The organism is Sinomonas terrae (assembly GCF_022539255.1).
Lineage (GTDB): Bacteria > Actinomycetota > Actinomycetes > Actinomycetales > Micrococcaceae > Sinomonas > Sinomonas terrae.
In genome coordinates this window covers 4066725-4082276 of sequence record NZ_JAKZBV010000001.1, presented here as the reverse complement: position 1 = coordinate 4082276, position 15552 = coordinate 4066725, and the positions used below count along the sequence as shown (strand labels likewise).

At 67.6% G+C, this 15552-nt stretch carries 14 protein-coding genes; 8 read left to right on the top strand and 6 right to left on the bottom strand.

The genetic code is table 11. The features are described 5' to 3' along the window. Positions 1–77: 77 nt before the first annotated feature. The 4 genes from L0M17_RS18865 to L0M17_RS18850 form a co-directional block, all read right to left on the bottom strand. On the bottom strand, positions 78–800 hold the full coding sequence (locus tag L0M17_RS18865) for an SDR family NAD(P)-dependent oxidoreductase (RefSeq protein ID WP_241055923.1): 723 nt from the start codon (positions 798–800) through the stop codon (positions 78–80). 244 nt (positions 801–1044) lie between these two features. Continuing rightward, on the bottom strand, positions 1045–1713 hold the full coding sequence (locus L0M17_RS18860) for an ABC transporter ATP-binding protein (RefSeq protein ID WP_241056508.1): 669 nt from the start codon (positions 1711–1713) through the stop codon (positions 1045–1047). A 101-nt stretch (positions 1714–1814) separates the two neighbouring features. Next, positions 1815–3341 carry an ABC transporter permease gene (locus tag L0M17_RS18855; protein ID WP_241055922.1) on the bottom strand — a complete coding sequence of 509 codons (1527 nt, stop codon included), beginning with the start codon at positions 3339–3341 and terminating at the stop codon, positions 1815–1817. Positions 3342–3695: 354 nt separating this feature from the next. Next, positions 3696–4748 carry a LacI family DNA-binding transcriptional regulator gene (locus tag L0M17_RS18850; RefSeq protein WP_241055921.1) on the bottom strand — a complete coding sequence of 351 codons (1053 nt, stop codon included), beginning with the start codon at positions 4746–4748 and terminating at the stop codon, positions 3696–3698. A gap of 276 nt (positions 4749–5024) precedes the next feature. On the opposite strand from L0M17_RS18850, the gene L0M17_RS18845 reads away from it, so the two are divergent. From L0M17_RS18845 to L0M17_RS18815, 7 genes are all read left to right on the top strand, one after another. Next, on the top strand, positions 5025–6197 hold the full coding sequence (locus L0M17_RS18845) for a Gfo/Idh/MocA family protein (protein WP_241055920.1): 1173 nt from the start codon (positions 5025–5027) through the stop codon (positions 6195–6197). Between the two features lie 9 nt (positions 6198–6206). After that, the gene (locus L0M17_RS18840; RefSeq protein WP_241055919.1) at positions 6207–7214 is read left to right on the top strand and encodes a sugar phosphate isomerase/epimerase family protein; all 1008 of its coding nucleotides are present in this window, start codon (positions 6207–6209) and stop codon (positions 7212–7214) included. 145 nt (positions 7215–7359) lie between these two features. After that, positions 7360–8058, top strand: coding sequence for a ThuA domain-containing protein (locus tag L0M17_RS18835; protein WP_241055918.1), 699 nt, complete (start codon positions 7360–7362; stop codon positions 8056–8058). Continuing rightward, positions 8043–9203, top strand: a complete 1161-nt coding sequence (locus L0M17_RS18830; protein WP_241055917.1) for a Gfo/Idh/MocA family protein — start codon at positions 8043–8045, stop codon at positions 9201–9203. Before L0M17_RS18835 ends, L0M17_RS18830 begins: the two co-directional genes overlap by 16 nt. A gap of 340 nt (positions 9204–9543) precedes the next feature. Then, entirely contained in the window at positions 9544–10866 is a 1323-nt protein-coding gene (locus L0M17_RS18825; protein WP_241055916.1) for an ABC transporter substrate-binding protein, read from the top strand. A 72-nt stretch (positions 10867–10938) separates the two neighbouring features. Beyond that, positions 10939–11916, top strand: coding sequence for a carbohydrate ABC transporter permease (locus L0M17_RS18820; protein WP_241055915.1), 978 nt, complete (start codon positions 10939–10941; stop codon positions 11914–11916). Then, positions 11913–12800 (top strand): carbohydrate ABC transporter permease, encoded by an 888-nt coding sequence (locus L0M17_RS18815; protein ID WP_241055914.1) that lies wholly within the window; start codon positions 11913–11915, stop codon positions 12798–12800. The genes L0M17_RS18820 and L0M17_RS18815 overlap by 4 nt, the downstream gene beginning before the upstream one ends. A gap of 110 nt (positions 12801–12910) precedes the next feature. On the opposite strand, the gene L0M17_RS18810 is transcribed toward L0M17_RS18815, so the two are convergent. Continuing rightward, positions 12911–13723 carry a hypothetical protein gene (locus L0M17_RS18810; RefSeq protein WP_241055913.1) on the bottom strand — a complete coding sequence of 271 codons (813 nt, stop codon included), beginning with the start codon at positions 13721–13723 and terminating at the stop codon, positions 12911–12913. Then, positions 13720–14793 carry a Gfo/Idh/MocA family protein gene (locus L0M17_RS18805; RefSeq protein WP_241055912.1) on the bottom strand — a complete coding sequence of 358 codons (1074 nt, stop codon included), beginning with the start codon at positions 14791–14793 and terminating at the stop codon, positions 13720–13722. The genes L0M17_RS18810 and L0M17_RS18805 overlap by 4 nt, the downstream gene beginning before the upstream one ends. A gap of 80 nt (positions 14794–14873) precedes the next feature. On the opposite strand from L0M17_RS18805, the gene L0M17_RS18800 reads away from it, so the two are divergent. Then, positions 14874–15551: a TetR/AcrR family transcriptional regulator gene (locus L0M17_RS18800; protein ID WP_241055911.1), complete on the top strand. Its 678-nt coding sequence runs from the start codon at positions 14874–14876 to the stop codon at positions 15549–15551. The last annotated feature ends 1 nt before the right edge of the window (position 15552 follow it).

The window sequence follows — 15552 nt, the reverse complement described above, 5'->3', positions numbered from 1 at the left end:
TGAACCTTTTCGGGTACGCCAACGGGCGGCGACTTCACCGAGGAAGCCCCGCCCGCCGTCGTCGTTCTTTCTGCGGATTACCCCGTGTAGGAGCCTCCGAGCTTGGCGGGGATGAGGTCGGCGTGTTCCGCTCCCGAACGCACGAGGTCGAGGATGACCTCCGCAACCTGCTCAGGGGTCTGCGCCTGCGGTGCGCCTTCGCGTCTCACGGGGCCGGCGCCCGCGCGGAGGACGCGGTGAAACTCGGTCGCCGTGACGAACGGGTACACGGTCGAGACCGCGATGCCGGAGTCCGCGAACTCAGCGCGCGCGATCGTGGAGAGCATATTGAGCGCGGCCTTCGACGCCGCGTACGCCCCAGCGCCGGGGAGGGGCCGGAGTGTGGTGCCCGAGCTGACGTTGACGATGCTGCCCGCACCCTGCGCCCGCATCGCGGGGAGCACGGCCTGCATCGCGACGAGCGGGGCGACGGCGTTGAGTTCGAGGATGGCCCGGAAGTCGTCGGGATCCACTTTCTCGAGGGGCTCGTGCAGGCCTTGGCCCGCGTTGTTGATGAGAATGTCCACACGACCGTACCGCTCGAGGGCCGCGTCGACGACGTTGTGCACCTGGGCGGGATCGGTCACATCGCATCGCACCGGGATCGCGTCGGGGAGCTGTTCGGCCAGTTCGTTCAGGCGGTCCTCGCGACGCGCCGCGAGGACCAGCCGGGCGCCCGCCGCCGCGGCTGCCCGCGCCGTCGACGCGCCAATCCCCGAGGACGCACCGGTCACGATCATCACCGCATTGTTCAAGTCCATGTTCGATCCTCTCGAGCTTGTCGCCGCCTCGCCCGCGGGCACTCCGTTATGTTGCGCCTTCATGTGGTGCCTTCATGTTGTGCCTTTATGTGGCGCCTTTATGTTCGCCCTTACGTTGTGCCGTCACCTCTGCAGGGTGGCAACCCTGCAGAAGTGACGGCACAAGGCCGGACGACGACGGGTGGCGGCCTCCGCAAGGGAAGCCGCCACCCGTCGTCGTGCGTTGTCTGGGAAGATTTGGCCCCTAGTTCTTCTCGGTGAGCTTTCCGCCTGCAATCCGCAGGCGGCGCTCCGCCCGGCGCGCGACCGAGGAATCGTGCGTGACGAGCACGATCGTGAGGCCCTCGCGCCACAGGCCCTCGAAGAGGTCCATGATCTCGTCGCGCGTGCCCTCGTCGAGGTTGCCCGTCGGCTCGTCGGCCAGGAGGACCTTCGGCTGCTTCGCGAGCGCCCGCGCGATCGCGACGCGCTGCTGCTGGCCACCCGAGAGCTCGCCCGGGCGGTGGCCGGCGCGGTCGCCGAGGCCCACCGAGGCGAGAGCCTGAGTGGCCCGCTCCGCGCGCTCGGCCGCCTTCAGGCGCAGCGGCTCGAGGCCCATTTCGACGTTCTCCTGAGCCGTAAGGGTCGGGATCAGGTTGAACGACTGGAAGACGAAGCCCACCTCGTTCGCGCGGATGTCGGCGAGCTCACGGTCGCGGAGACGCGAGATCTCGCGACCCGCGAGCCGAACGACGCCCTGGCTCGGCCTGTCGAGCGCGCCGAGCATCTGCAGGAGCGTGGACTTGCCGCCGCCGGTCGGGCCCTGGATCGCCACGAGCTGCCCGGCGGCGATCGAAAGCGACACGCCGTCGAGCGCGCGGACGGTGCGGTCGCGCTGCTTGTACGTCTTGCCGACGTTTTCGAGCTGGAACATCGGCACCTTGGCCGCTTGGCCCTCGGGAGCCGGCGCGACGGCCGGGTTCTGAACGCTGGTCTGCTCCTGCACAGGTTCCTCCGCTTTGTTCTCGATGGTCATCAGGCCAGGCTCCTCAGTGCTTCAGCGGGCTGGAGGCGGGCAGCGCGCCAGCCGCCCACGACGCCCGCCACGAGGCCGCCCAAGATGGCGATGCCGACGGCGATGAGGATGAACGAAGGCGCGACCGGTGCGCCGAGGGCGACGTGTGTTGCCGAGCCGCCGAAGCCGCCACCACCGAAGCCCCCGCCGCCGAAGCCGCCGCCGCCGAAGCCGCCGCCTGTGCCGTTCTGGGCCGCACGCCCTGCCGCGCTTCCGGCTGCCCGGGCTGCACCGCCGGCCCCACGGGCCCCGCCCGCGCCAGCAGTGAGCGTCGGGCTCATCATATTGATGACGACGACGGCGATGAGGCCCACCGCGATGCCGACGACGCCGCCGATGAGCGACTGGACGAGAGACTCTCCCGCGACCTGCTTCACAATGCGGCCGTTGCGCCAGCCGATCGCCTTGAGCGTGCCGAATTCACGCGTGCGGCGCGAGACGCCGGAGAGCGTGAGGAGCGCCGCGAGAAGGAAGGCCGCAGCGAGGACGGCTACCGAGAGCCACGTGCCGAGGCCCGAGATCAGACCGGAGGCCGTGGAGAGCGAGCCTGAAACGTTCGAGGCGAGATCGGCTTGGGTGTTGATGGTCTGGGACGGGAGTGCCTTCTGGAGGTCCGCCTTGAGGTTCGCGACCTGATCCGAGGACGCGGCCTGGACGTAGACAGTGCTGACCTTGCCGGTCTCGGTCGAGAGGGTCTGGGCGACGTCGAGCGGGATGTAGACGTCCGCGGCCGTCTGCGAGTCAGAACCAGTCGCCGAGATGATGCCCACGATCGTGAAGTTCTGGCCACCCACGTTGATCGTGCCGCCGAGCGCGAGGTTCGCCGTGGTCGCATACGAGGAGTCGATCACAGCGTTGTGCTGCCCGACGTCCTGCGTGCCGAGCGCGCGGCCCTTCGAGACCGTCGCCGCGGCGAGCGGCCCGACCTTGCCTGCGTTGCCGTCGATGCCGAGCACGCTGAACGAGTCGACGCCGAAGTTGCCGCCGAAGCGTCGTCCCGTCCCGCCCTGCTGGCCGGTCTCCGATGGGGCCGTCGGGGCCGCGTTGGCGCTGCCGTTCTGCTGGGCGACCTGGCCGTTGAGCGTGATGTTCGTGAGCGAGAGTGCCGCCGAGGCCGACTGCACTCCCGTCGTCTTCTGCACTGTGGCGAGCGACGTCGAAGCGAACGTAGCCGAACCGCGGCCGGAGATGAGTCGGGACTGGTTGACCGACGTCGAGGAGCCCTGGTTGTTGTCCGCCCCTCCATTGAACTGGAATCGCGGGCCCTGGGTGCCCCCAGCGGTGGGCGCCGCGGGGGCTTGGGTGACGGTGATGTCCGTCCCGACGCCGTACACGCTTGCCAGGGCGGCCTTCTGTGCGTCCCGGACGCCAGCCGAGAGCGCGTTGACGACGATGACGAGGGCAATCGCCAAGGCCAGGGCGATTGCGATGATGACGGTCTGTTTCCGTCTGCCTGACAGCTCGCGCTGCAGGTACCGAGCAAACATGGGTTCCTCCGTTGCGCGGACCCTCGCCGCGCCTACCCAGACCGTACTGAGGGACCCTATGGCGTATACGAAAGGATGCTGTGCCCAGCCTGTGTCTGGCGCTCCCGGGCCTGGCGTTCCGGGGCCTTCGCGTTCCGCGGCCTTGGCGTTCGGGAGCAGATAATCGCCTTCTCTAGCATCTCGGGTACGCCAACTCCGCATTCGGTTGGGAGTTGGTGTACCCGAGATGGTCAGTGGGGGGAGTTGGTGTACCCGAGATGGTCAGTGGGGGGAGTTGGTGTACCCGAGATGGTCAGTGGGGGGAGTTGGTGTACCCGAGATGGTCAGGGAGGGGAGTTGGTGTACCCGAAACGATCAGGCGGGGGTGGGGGTGGGGGCGGGGGCTGGCGCGGGCGCGGTCGACTCTCGGACCACGAGCTGCGTCGCGAGTTCGACGCGGTGCGAGTCGAGCTGCTCCCCGTGGGCCTGGCGCAGAAGGGTGCGCAGCGCCGTCCGGCCCATATCGTGCAGAGGCTGCGCGACGGACGTGAGGGCGGGGACGGAATCCTCTGCGAGGGCGGTCCCGTCGAAGCCCACGAGGCTGAGCTCTTCCGGCACGTGGATGCGGCGCCGTCGTGCTTCGCGAAGGACGCCGACAGCGATCGCATCACTGCCGGAGAAGATGGCCGTAGGCCGTTCATCGAGGGCCAGGAGAGCGGTGAGCCCTTCGACACCGTCTTCGACCCGGAACCTCCCGTGCCGCACCAGACGGGGATCGACCTCGACGCCCCGCGACATGAGCGCTGACATGTAGCCGTGGAGTCGTGCCTGACTGCATTCGGCGGAGTCCGGGCCGCCGAGGTAGGCGATCCGGCGGTGACCGAGGTCGAGCAGGTGTTCGGCGGCGGCCTTGCCCCCGGCCCAGTTCGTGGCGCCGACGCTCACGACGTCGGACGGCGGCGGGTTGAGAGGATCGATGACGACGACGGGGACCCGCCGCCGATGGAAAGCGGCAAGGTGGGATCCGGTGAACGCGGAGGTGACGACGATGATGCCGGATCGGTCTTCGTCGACCGTGCGCTGGGCCCGGCGTTCGAGGTCAAAGCCGGATGAGGCCGCGCTGCCCGTCACGCTCAGCACGACCTCGACGCCCATCGTGGCGGCCTGCGCGAGGATGCCGTCGAGCACTGACGAGGCGTAGTTCGAGTTGATCGAGTCGAAGGCGACCTCCACGATGCCGGTGCGGTGCGTCGTCCTCCGGTGGGTGGGCGACTCGTAGCCGGCTTCCTCGAGCGCCGCGAGCACCTTGGCACGGGTCTCCGCGGCCACGTCCTCGCGCCCGTTGACGACCTTCGAGACGGTGGGGGTCGAAACGCCGGTGAGGCGCGCGATGGCGGCGAGCGTGGGCTTCCTGCCGGTGAGCGTCATGCCGGGGTTCCTGACTTTCGAAAGAATTTCGCTAGGGACAGTGTGCTGGCTCCTTCGCGAGCCGTCAATGAGGTCACGACGGTTTGGTTAACACTCTGAACTTTTTCCTCGCGACCCCTTGACCGTGATGGGAATCACCTCCTAGCGTGAGTGCCAGCGATAACGCGACGAAATGTTTCGACCGCCAAGCGGGCGACCGGAATTTTCGCGACTGCGTCCGTTGGCTGCCTTCCGAGGAGATCGGCGGGGCCAGCCTTCGCGAGAAGGGAGCAGAGCATGACACAACCGAGGCCTTTGCGTGTGGGCATGGTGGGCTATGCGTTCATGGGTGCGGCGCATTCGCAGGCGTGGCGGACGGCGCCGCGTTTCTTCGACCTGCCGTTGGCGCCGGTGATGGCCGCGGTGGCGGGCCGGGATGCGGGGCGGGTCGCGGCGGCGGCGGAGAAGCTGGGCTGGGAGTCGGCGGAGACCGACTGGCGGCGGCTGGTCGAGCGAGAGGACATCGACCTGGTCGATATCTGCACGCCCGGGGACACGCACGCGGAGATCGCGGTCGCGGCCCTGGAGGCGGGCAAGCACGTGCTGTGCGAGAAGCCGCTGGCGAACTCGGTGGCGGAGGCGGAGCGGATGACGGCGGCGGCGGATGCTGCGGCGGCGCGTGGGGTGTTCTCGATGTGCGGGTTCTCCTACCGCCGCACTCCGGCCCTGGCCCTGGCGAAGCGCCTGGTGGGCTCGGGGGCGCTCGGGACGGTCCGGCACGTGCGGGCCCAGTACCTCCAGGACTGGCTCGCGGACGAGGACGCGCCGCTGACCTGGCGGCTGGACAGGGCGAAGTCCGGGTCCGGGGCGCTCGGGGACATCGGCGCGCACGTGATCGACGCCGCCCAGTGGATCACGGGCCAGGGCATCACGGGGGTCTCGGCGCTGCTGGAGACGTTCGTGAAGGAACGGCCCGTGGGCGGGGACTTCGTGGGCCTGGGCGGGGCGGGGCAGGCGGGCGGGCCGAAGGGCCCGGTGACGGTCGACGACGCCGCGGTCTTCAGCGCCCGGCTCGACGGCGGCGCGGTGGGCGTGTTCGAGGCGACGAGGTTCGCCCTGGGCCGGAAGAACGCGATGCGGCTCGAGCTCAACGGCTCGGAGGGCTCGCTCGCGTTCGACTTCGAGGACATGAACTCGCTGTGGTTCTACGACGCCGCGGACGAGCCCAATGCGGGCTTCCGCAGGATCCAGGTCACCGAGCCCGAGCACCCGTACACCGGCCACTGGTGGCCGGTGGGCCACGGGCTGGGCTACGAGCACGCGTTCACCCACCAGGCGGTGGACCTCGTGGAGGCGATCGCGGCGGGGAGGCAGCCCGCGCCGTCGTTCGCGGACGCGCTGCAGGTCCAGCGCGTGCTGGAGGCCGTCGAGGCCAGCGCCGCGGACGAATCACGCTGGACCAAGGTTTAGGAGGATCAGATGGGACGACCGATCACGCTTTTCACGGGCCAGTGGGCCGACCTGCCGTTCGAGGAGGTCGCGCGGCTGGCAGGGGAGTGGGGCTTCGACGGGCTGGAGATCGCCTGCTGGGGCGACCACCTCGACCCGGTCCGAGCGGCCCGGGACGACGCGTACGTCCAGGACCGGCTCGACATCCTCAAGCGCAACGGGCTGGAGGTTTTCGCGATCGCGAACCACCTCACCGGCCAGGCCGTGTGCGATGACCCGATCGACGCACGGCACCGCGGGATCCTTTCCGAGGAGGTCTGGGGCGACGGCGACCCGGAGGGCGTGCGGCAGCGCGCGGCCGAGGCGATGAAGGCGACCGCGCGGGCCGCGGCGCGGCTCGGGGTCAAGACGGTCACCGGGTTCACGGGCTCGGCGATCTGGAAGGCCGTGGCGATGTTCCCGCCGGTCCCGGACGGGATGATCGAGGCCGGGTACCGGGACTTCGCGGACCGGTGGAACCCGATCATGGACGTCTTCGACGAGGTCGGGGTCCGGTTCGCGCTCGAGGTGCACCCCTCGGAGATCGCCTACGACTACTGGACGGCCAAGCGCGCGCTCGAGGCCATGGCGGGCCGGGAGGGCTTCGGGCTCAACTTCGACCCCTCGCACTTCATCTGGCAGGACCTCGACCCCGTCATGTTCCTGCAGGACTTCGCGGAGAAGATCTTCCACGTCCACGTCAAGGAGTCCATCCGCCACCTCGACGGCCGCAACGGCCGGCTCGGCTCGCACCTGGCATGGGCCGACCCCCGCCGGGGCTGGGACTTCGTCACCGCCGGCCACGGGCACGTGCAGTGGGAGCCGATCTTCCGCACCCTCAACTCGATCGGGTACGAGGGGCCCACCAGCATCGAGTGGGAGGACGCCGGCATGGACCGCCTCGTCGGGGCACCCCAGGCCCTCGCCCTCGTCAAGCAGCTCGCCCAGATCTCCCCGCCCGCCGCGGCCTTCGACGCAGCCTTCAGCAGCAGCCGGTGACCAGCAGCAGCAGGTGACGGTGCGCGCGGAAGCCGCGCTCCCGCCGTCGTGCGCCCGCCCCTCGTTGCCCCGTCACCTCTGCAGGGTGGGCACCCTGCAGAGGTGACGGGGCAACCGGAACTTCAGAACCAAGCAAAGGACATCAGTGACTAGCAGCAAGAATGCGCTCGTGGTGCGAGGGGGCTGGGACGGGCATCAGCCTGTCGAGGCCACGGACCTGTTCATCCCGTACCTGAAGGACAACGGGTACGAGGTGCGCATCGAGGAATCGCCCAAGGTCTACGCCGACGCCGAGTACATGGCGGGGGTGGACCTCGTGGTGCAGTGCATGACGATGTCCACGATCGAGAAGGACGAGTTCGAGGGCCTGCGCGCGGCGGTGGAGAACGGGACCGGGCTCGCGGGCTGGCATGGGGGGATCGCGGACTCGTACCGGAACACCTCGGACTACCTGCACCTGATCGGCGGCCAGTTCGCGTGCCATCCGGGCAAGCATCCGGACGAGCGGATCGGTGAGCAGTCGGACAACTACGTCCCGTACACCGTGAACATGCTCCCGGCTGCGGCCTCGCACCCGATCACCGAGGGCATCGGAGACTTCGGGCTCGTGACCGAGCAGTACTGGGTCCTTGCGGACGACTACATCGACGTCTTGGCCACCACGACGCAGAAGGTGCGCGAGTGGGATCCGTGGCACCGGGAGGTGACCTCTCCGGCGATCTGGACCCGTGAATGGGGCAAGGGCCGGATCTTCGTCTGCACCCCGGGCCACCGGGTCGAGGTCCTCCAGGACCCGAACGTCCGAACGATCATCGAAAGGGGCCTGCTGTGGGCGAGCCGGTGAGCAGGGAGAAGCCGCTGAGGGTCGGGATCATCGGCTGCGGGAAGATCGTGGCCCAGTACCTGACGAGCTTCCGCAGGCTCGAGGACGTGCGGCTGACCGCGGTCGCGGACCTCGACATGGAGCGGGCGCGTGCGGTGGCTTCGGAGTGGAACGACGGCGCGGGCGACGGCGGTGGCGACGGCGGCGGCGGCGCGGGCGACGGCGGTGTGCGTGCCGTGAGCGTCGAGGAGCTCCTGGCCGCACCGGATGTGGACCTCGTCCTGAACCTGACGATCCCGGCGGCGCACGCCGAGGTCGCCCTCGCGGCGATCGCGGCCGGCAAGTCCGTGTACGGGGAGAAGCCGCTGGCGGCGACGACGGCGGAGGCCCGCCGGGTGCTGGACGCGGCACGGGAGGCGGGCGTCGTCGTCGGCTGCGCGCCGGACACCGTGCTGGGCACGGGCATCCAGACCGCGCGGAAGGCGATCGACGACGGGCTCATCGGCGCCCCGGTGGCGGCGACGGCGACGATGGTCACCCCGGGCCACGAGCGCTGGCACCCGAACCCGGACTTCTACTACCAGCCCGGCGGCGGCCCCCTGCTGGACATGGGCCCGTACTACGTCACGGCGCTCGTGACGCTGCTTGGCCCAGTGGTGTCTGTGATCGGCTCGGCGAGCCACACCCGCTCCGAGCGGGTCATCGGGTCGGGGCCGCGGGCGGGGGAGAAGGTGCCGGTGGAGATCGACACCCACGTCACGGGCGTCCTCGTGCACGAGTCCGGGGTGCTCTCGACGCTCGTGATGAGCTTCGACGCGGTCGCGACGCATTCGGCGAACATCGAGGTCCACGGGCCCCAGGGGACGCTCGCCGTGCCTGACCCGAACCACTTCGACGGCGAGACCCGGCTGTTCCGGCTCGGCGGCTCGGAGTGGGAGACGCTGCCCGTCTCAGCCGGCTACATCGACTCGGGCCGCGGCTACGGGATCGCGGACCTCGCCGCAACTCCCGAAGGCCAGGAGCCGCGCGCAGGTGGCGTCCTGGCGTTCCACGCCCTCGACGTCATGGAGTCCCTCCTCGACTCCGCGCACACCGGCAAGGCGGTCGCGGTCACGAGCCGCGCCGACCGGCCCAGCGCCGTCCCCCTCACGGGCCAGGAGGGCTGAGCAACGGTGGCGAGAACCCTTTGGCATGTTAACTTCTCATCTTTTGCTTGCGCATCGTCAAAAGTCCTTCTAGGCTCACTGTGAAGCGGCTCACAGCCCGCATCCTTCCTCCGCGGGAGGACACGTCTCTCCACAGCCTCTTCAGTCCAACTCGATGCCGATCCGATCGGCTGAAAGGTGCAGAGCCCTCGGGATCCTAAAAATCTGATTCTGATCAGCAAGAAAGGCCGGTCCCGTATTCGGCTCTTTCTAAAGACAGCGTAACGAAGCGCGTTTTATCTCAATGAAGAGTGTGCAATCTGTGGCCTCGGCTGCTGATTCCAATTGGAAGGAGTCATCAATGACCAATTCATTCACCGGCTCGAACTTCAGCCGCCGTGGCTTCCTCGGCCTGGCTGGCGCCGCTGCATCAATCCCGCTGTTGGCCGCTTGCACCGGAGGGTCAAGCTCCGGCGGCGGAAGCAGCAAGTCGCTCAAGTTCTGGAATATGCCGTGGGGCAATACGGCCTTCAACCCGCTCGACAAGAAGATCACGGAGGCCTACAAGCCTGCGAATGGTCTCCCGGCGGCCACCTACCAGGAGATCCAATGGGCGAACTTCACCCAGACGTTCTCCTCCGCAGTCGCCTCGAACACCGGTCCGGCCGTCAGCTCCGGCGGTGGAACCCAGGCGTTCCAGTTCGAGTCCCAGGGCGCTATCGCGTACGCGGACAACCTGCTGAACAGCTGGAAGAACAACGGGCTGTACAACGACTTCCTGCCCGGCCTGCTCGACGCGATGAAGGTCCCGAAGGGCTACGCGGCTGTTCCGTACAACCTCGATATGCGCGTCCTGTGGTACAGCAAGTCGCTCCTCCAGCAGGCCGGGGCGAACGTGCCGACGGACTGGCAGTCGTTCCTGGACACCTGCGCGGCGCTCAAGAAGATGGGCGTCTACGGCTACGGCACGAGCGCGGGCGCCGGCAGCTACACCGGCGGCCACATCCTCGTGAGCTGGATGATCAACAACGGCGGCGGTCTGTTCGACGCGAACCAGCAGCCGAACTGCGTCACGCAGGAGAACATCGACGCGATGAACTTCGTGCTCGAGTGTGTGAGCAAGGGCTACGTCGACCCGGCCAGCCCCACGTACACGAGCGCGAATGCCCAGTCGCAGTGGAAGGCGAAGAAGTTCGGCATGGGCTTCGACACCGCCGGCCTCGCTCAGAACGTGGGGGGCGATGCCCTCAACGATCTGGTGGTCGCGAGCCCGCTGACGAGCCCGAACGGGAAGAAGGGTGCGCTGTACTTCCCGAACAACATCATGATGTACAAGAACACCCCGAGCCAGCAGGGCTCCGAGGCGTTCCTCACGTACTACTACCAGAACATGAGCCCGCTGTGGACTCAGGCCACCGGCATCGGGCTGCCGCCGCTCAAGTCGATCACCCAGACGAAGGAGTTCCAGGCGAACGCCAACAACGTCAAGGTCATCAACGAGTGGCAGCCGATCTCGAAGACGTGGGCGGCACCGGGGGGCACCGCGCTGTTCCTCGGCGTCACGACCGTTGACGGCACCCCGGCAATGGACACCTTCACCCAGTCGATCCTGGGCGGAAAGACCGATGCCAAGTCGGCACTGACGACTCTTCAGAATGCCATCAAGGCGAACATGAAGTCGTAGCCGGAAGGGGTGGGTTCCCCGGGTCTTCCCGGGGAACCCACTCGGCCTACCGTCGCCAGAGAGAGAGAAGTAATGTCGACAGACTCCATCGCCGACCAAATGGGCCGCGCAAAGCGCGGTGTCGGCGTCGCCGGCAGCGGCCGCTCGGCCGGGCCCAAAAAGAAGAATAGGCAGCTTCGCGCCAAAGGCTGGACCTACATCATTTTCACGGCCCCGGCGCTGATCCTCCTGCTGCTGATCAACCTCTACCCGGTGATCTATGCGGCATACCAGTCGCTGCGAAACGGCACCCTCATTCAGGGCGGCGATTTCGTCGGCTTCACCAACTACATCGACACGCTCGTCGCCGGAAACCTGACTCCCGCCTTCTGGCAGGCGGCGCTGTTCACGCTCATCTTCACTCTGGTCGGCGTGTTCGGCAGCTGGGTGATCGGTCTGGTGCTCGCGCTGCTGCTGCGTACGCGCATCCCCGCCGGCGGCGTGTTCAAGGTGCTCCTGCTGCTGCCTTGGATCGTGCCGGTCGTGGTCTCGGCCTTCTCGTGGAACTGGTTGGTGGCCACTCCGCAGAGCCCATTCCCCATGCTCGCCCAAGCCCTGGGACTCGGCAACGTGCTCTTCCTGGCGAACCCGACCCTCGCCAAGGTCACGGTGTGCGTCTTCAAGGTCTGGATCAGCTTCCCGTTCATGATGATGATGATGAGTTCGGCGCTCGCTTCCGTGGACACGAACGTCTACGAGGCGGCGAAGGTCGACGGCGCGGGGAGCTGGCAGACATTCAGCCAGATCACCCTGCCGCTGATCTCGCGCTCGACCTACATCAGCTGGATCCTGATGACCATCTTCTGCGTCAATGACTTCCCCACGATCTTCCTGCTGACCGGTGGCGGCCCCGTGGGCTCCACGACGTCCCTCGTTGTCCTCGCCTACCGCACGGTGTTCGAGAACTTCCAGGTTGGACCGGGTGTCGCGATCGCCTTCATGACCACCATCGTCCTGATCGTGGTCTCCGTGATTCTCTACCGCCAGATTCGAAAGGCGAGCGTCGAATGACAGTCGAAACAGTACGCGCGTCGGCTCAGTCGACTCCCCGGGGCCGCAACGTCCCGAGGCGTCGGCTCGAGGAAGCCGGCATGCGCGGGCGCTGGTGGCGCTTCCTGCTCATCCTGATCATCACCGCCGTCGTCCTCGTGCCGATCGTGGCGATCTTCTTCCTCTCGCTGCAGCCTTCACTCGGCAGCACCAGCACCTCGGCGTTCACGTTCGAGAACTTCACCAACGTGTTCTCCCAGACGGGCGTGCTGACCTGGCTGAACAACAGCCTGCTCGTGACCGTCGTGACGGTCGTCGTCTCGGTCGTCGTCGCCGCCCCAGCCGGCTACGTCCTCTCGCGAGGCCGCAACAAGCTCGTGTCGGGGTTCTCCCTCGTGCTGTTCATCGTGCAGTCGCTGCCGGTGGTCACCGCCGTCATCCCGCTGTTCATCCTGTTCGCACAGCTTGGACTCGTCGACAACCTGACCGGCGTCATGATCATCTATGTCGGCTCCACGATGTCTGTGGCGATCTGGATGATGGCCGCCTACTACGACTCCATCCCGATAGCCCTCGAAGAGGCGGCATGGATCGACGGCGCGTCCGTTTTCGGCGGTTTCATGCGTGTGGTGCTGCGCAACTCGCTTCCGGGCATCCTCTCGACGGCGGTGTTCGCCTTCCTGCTCGCCTGGAACGACTACCTCGTCGCGTTGGTCTTCCTGCGTTCGGACGCCAACTACACGTTCCCGGTCGGCCTCGAGACGTTCTTCCAGCAGAACGCCACGGACTGGGGTCCCGTCTCCGCTTGCGCGGTGATCATGATGCTCCCGCCGATCATCCTGTTCTCCGTGCTGAACAAGTACTTCAGCGTGGGCGGCATCGGCGGCTCGCTCGCCGGACGGTGATGCAGACGCCGTGACGCCATAAGAACTGTGAGGCCGTGAAAACAAGGAGAGCGGCTCCCCGCCGGAAGGTGGGGAGCCGCTCTTTGTTGCTTGGCGTCCGACGGCGTGGGCTAGCGTCCGACGGCGGAGCTAGCGCTGGCGACGAGGGCGGCGTCGTCGGCGAAGGCCTCGAGGTCTTCGCAGGCCCGCCCGGCATCGGCGAGGCCGTGCAGCCGCCGCCACGCCGCACGGTGCGCGGTCTCCCACTGTGTCGGCAGGAGCGTCGCTCCCTCGGGGCCGGACACCGTGACCTTGCCCGGTGCGGCTGTCCCTGCTCCGGGGAGGGTGAGCGTTACCGCCGTCTCCGGCTTGATCATGCGCAGCGTGGCGGACCCGGGGATCGCGTTCGTGAGGATCGCAGCCAGACTTGCGCGCGCGCCGCTGGCGAGCGCGGCCAGTGCGTCGTAGCCATGCCGGTTCCGCCTCGCATAGGTGAGGCTCATCACCGGGCCCACCGCGGCACGGATGAGCGCGAGCTGTGCGAGCAGCACCTGGTCGAGGTCTGCTCCGACGGGAGCGTTGACCCGGGCCTCGAGAAGGCTGTCCTCGTCGTCGTGGGCAGCGAAGTGCGGCGCGGCCGCGGCGACGGCTGGGTTGTGCGCCCACTCAGTGTCGACGACGACGGGTACCCCCAACGTCGACGCCCGGTCCTTCAGCGCGGCTACATCGGCTGCGCACGGGTGGATGACCATGAGACCTCGCGCGCCGGAGGCGATGGACGCGAGTGCCGCCTCGGTCCAGCCCGGGCTGCCGGCGATCGCGACCAAGGCCGAGTCCTCGCCGTCGGAGGGGTGCAGCGAAACCGGCAGGGAAGCGACGACCTGGGGGACGTCGCCGCTCGCGTCAGCTTCATGCGAGGACGTGACGGTGAGCTGCTGGGTCATACGGATGCCTCTTCCTTGGGAGCTGTGGTGGAGCGGACGGCAGCGGAGGCCGTGTCGGCGACTTCGAGGGCGAACGTGAGGTCATGGATGAGTTCGGTCACGTCCAGGGGCTCGGCCTTCCCCCTTGCGAGATCGGCGAGAAAGCGCCATTCCGCTTCGTAGCCGTTGAACGCGTACGGGCCATACACCTCGGATTCGCCACCGCGGCTGATGGTGGCCGTTGCCGAACCTGCTTGGACGTAGGACGGCGTGAAGTCGATGCGGAGCGCTGCGTCGTCGCCGATGGCTTCGAAGATCCACTCCGGCTCCCAGCTTTGGGTATTGATCCCGAACACCTGCACATTCCGATCACCGATGCGCAGATTCACGAGGTAGCCGCCCGAGTCGGGGACCTCGCACGAGAGGACCTCCAGGTCGGTGAAGTCCGGGCAGAAGGCCCTTACGAGGGGCAGATCGTGGATCGCCAGCCCCATGATGCCGCCACGAACCATGCTGGCGGCGACCTCCGGGTCACGGCGATCACGCGGCTGGGACTGGGGGCGGGTGATGACCTCGGTGGCAAAATCTTCGAAGCGCGGATTCGGCGGGAGGACGATCGAGTAGCGGATGGTGTGCGCCGTCTGGACAAGGTCACCCCAGTGTTCCTTCGCGGCGAGCCATCCCGGGTCGAACGTGTGCATCGCGCCCACGATGATCGGCACACCGGTCTCCTGGGATACAGCGGCGATCTGCTCGGCCTCGGCCTGGCTCATCGCGAACGGCTTCTCGCACAGGATTGCCTGCTTTCCCGCGCGGCAGGCCGCAATGACCTGCTCTGCGTGGAACTGGTGGGGGCTGCAGACGACCACGATCTGCACGGATTCGTCCGCGAGGAGCTCGTCCATGCTCGTGGTCCAAGCTGCTCCCACCCGTCCAGCCACCGACTCCGCAATCTTGGGATCCACGTCCATGACTTTCGCGACGTGGAAGACGTCGCGGAGCCGGGAGAGGGTGGGCAGATGGATGGCTTGGGTGACCGGCCCGGCGCCGAGGATGCCGACGCCCAGCGTAGAACTTCTCGAGTTTTCCATGATCTAAAAGGTATGTAGAAATTTACCTTTAGCACAAGGGGTCGGGTCGCAGCTCCCGCCTCAGGGGTAGGCTCCAAGGCATGACGTCGCCCTCGCAGAGCCAGCCTCGGCCGGACAGCCGTGGTCCTCGGGGCCCTCACAAGCGCAGCCCTCGGGGCCCCTACAAGAAGGGGATCGAGCGTCGTCGTGAAGTCGTCGCGGAGGCGATGGAGGTCTTCGGGCAGCACGGTTTCAAAGGCGGCACGCTCCAGCAGGTGGCCGAGCGCGTAGGCCTCACCCCGGCTGCGATCATCAAGCTGTTCGGAAGCAAGGAAGGACTGCTCGTCGCTGTCCTCGAGCATTGGGATGTGGTGACCTCCGAGGTCATGGGTTCCCCGAACCGGGACTACGAGTTCCTCGATGCCTTCAAGAAGCTCATGCACTACCACACTCAGCACCGAGGCCTGCTCGAGCTCTACACGACCATGGCGGCAGAGGCCACATCGGCTGACCATCCGGCGCACGGGTTCATGACCGAGCGCTACTCGGCGACCCTCGCCACCATGCGCGGCCTCTTCCGTGACGCGATTGAGGACGGGCACTTCCGTCCCATGGCCGCGGATGAGATCGAGGGCGAGGCGGAGTGCCTGCTCGCGACCATGGACGGCCTCGAGATCCAGTTCCTCCTCAACCCGTCCTTCGACCTTGAACGCTCCTTCGCGGCGTTCCTGGATCGCCTGGTCGCCCGGCTGTCCCTCGACCGCTCGAACGGATCCTGAG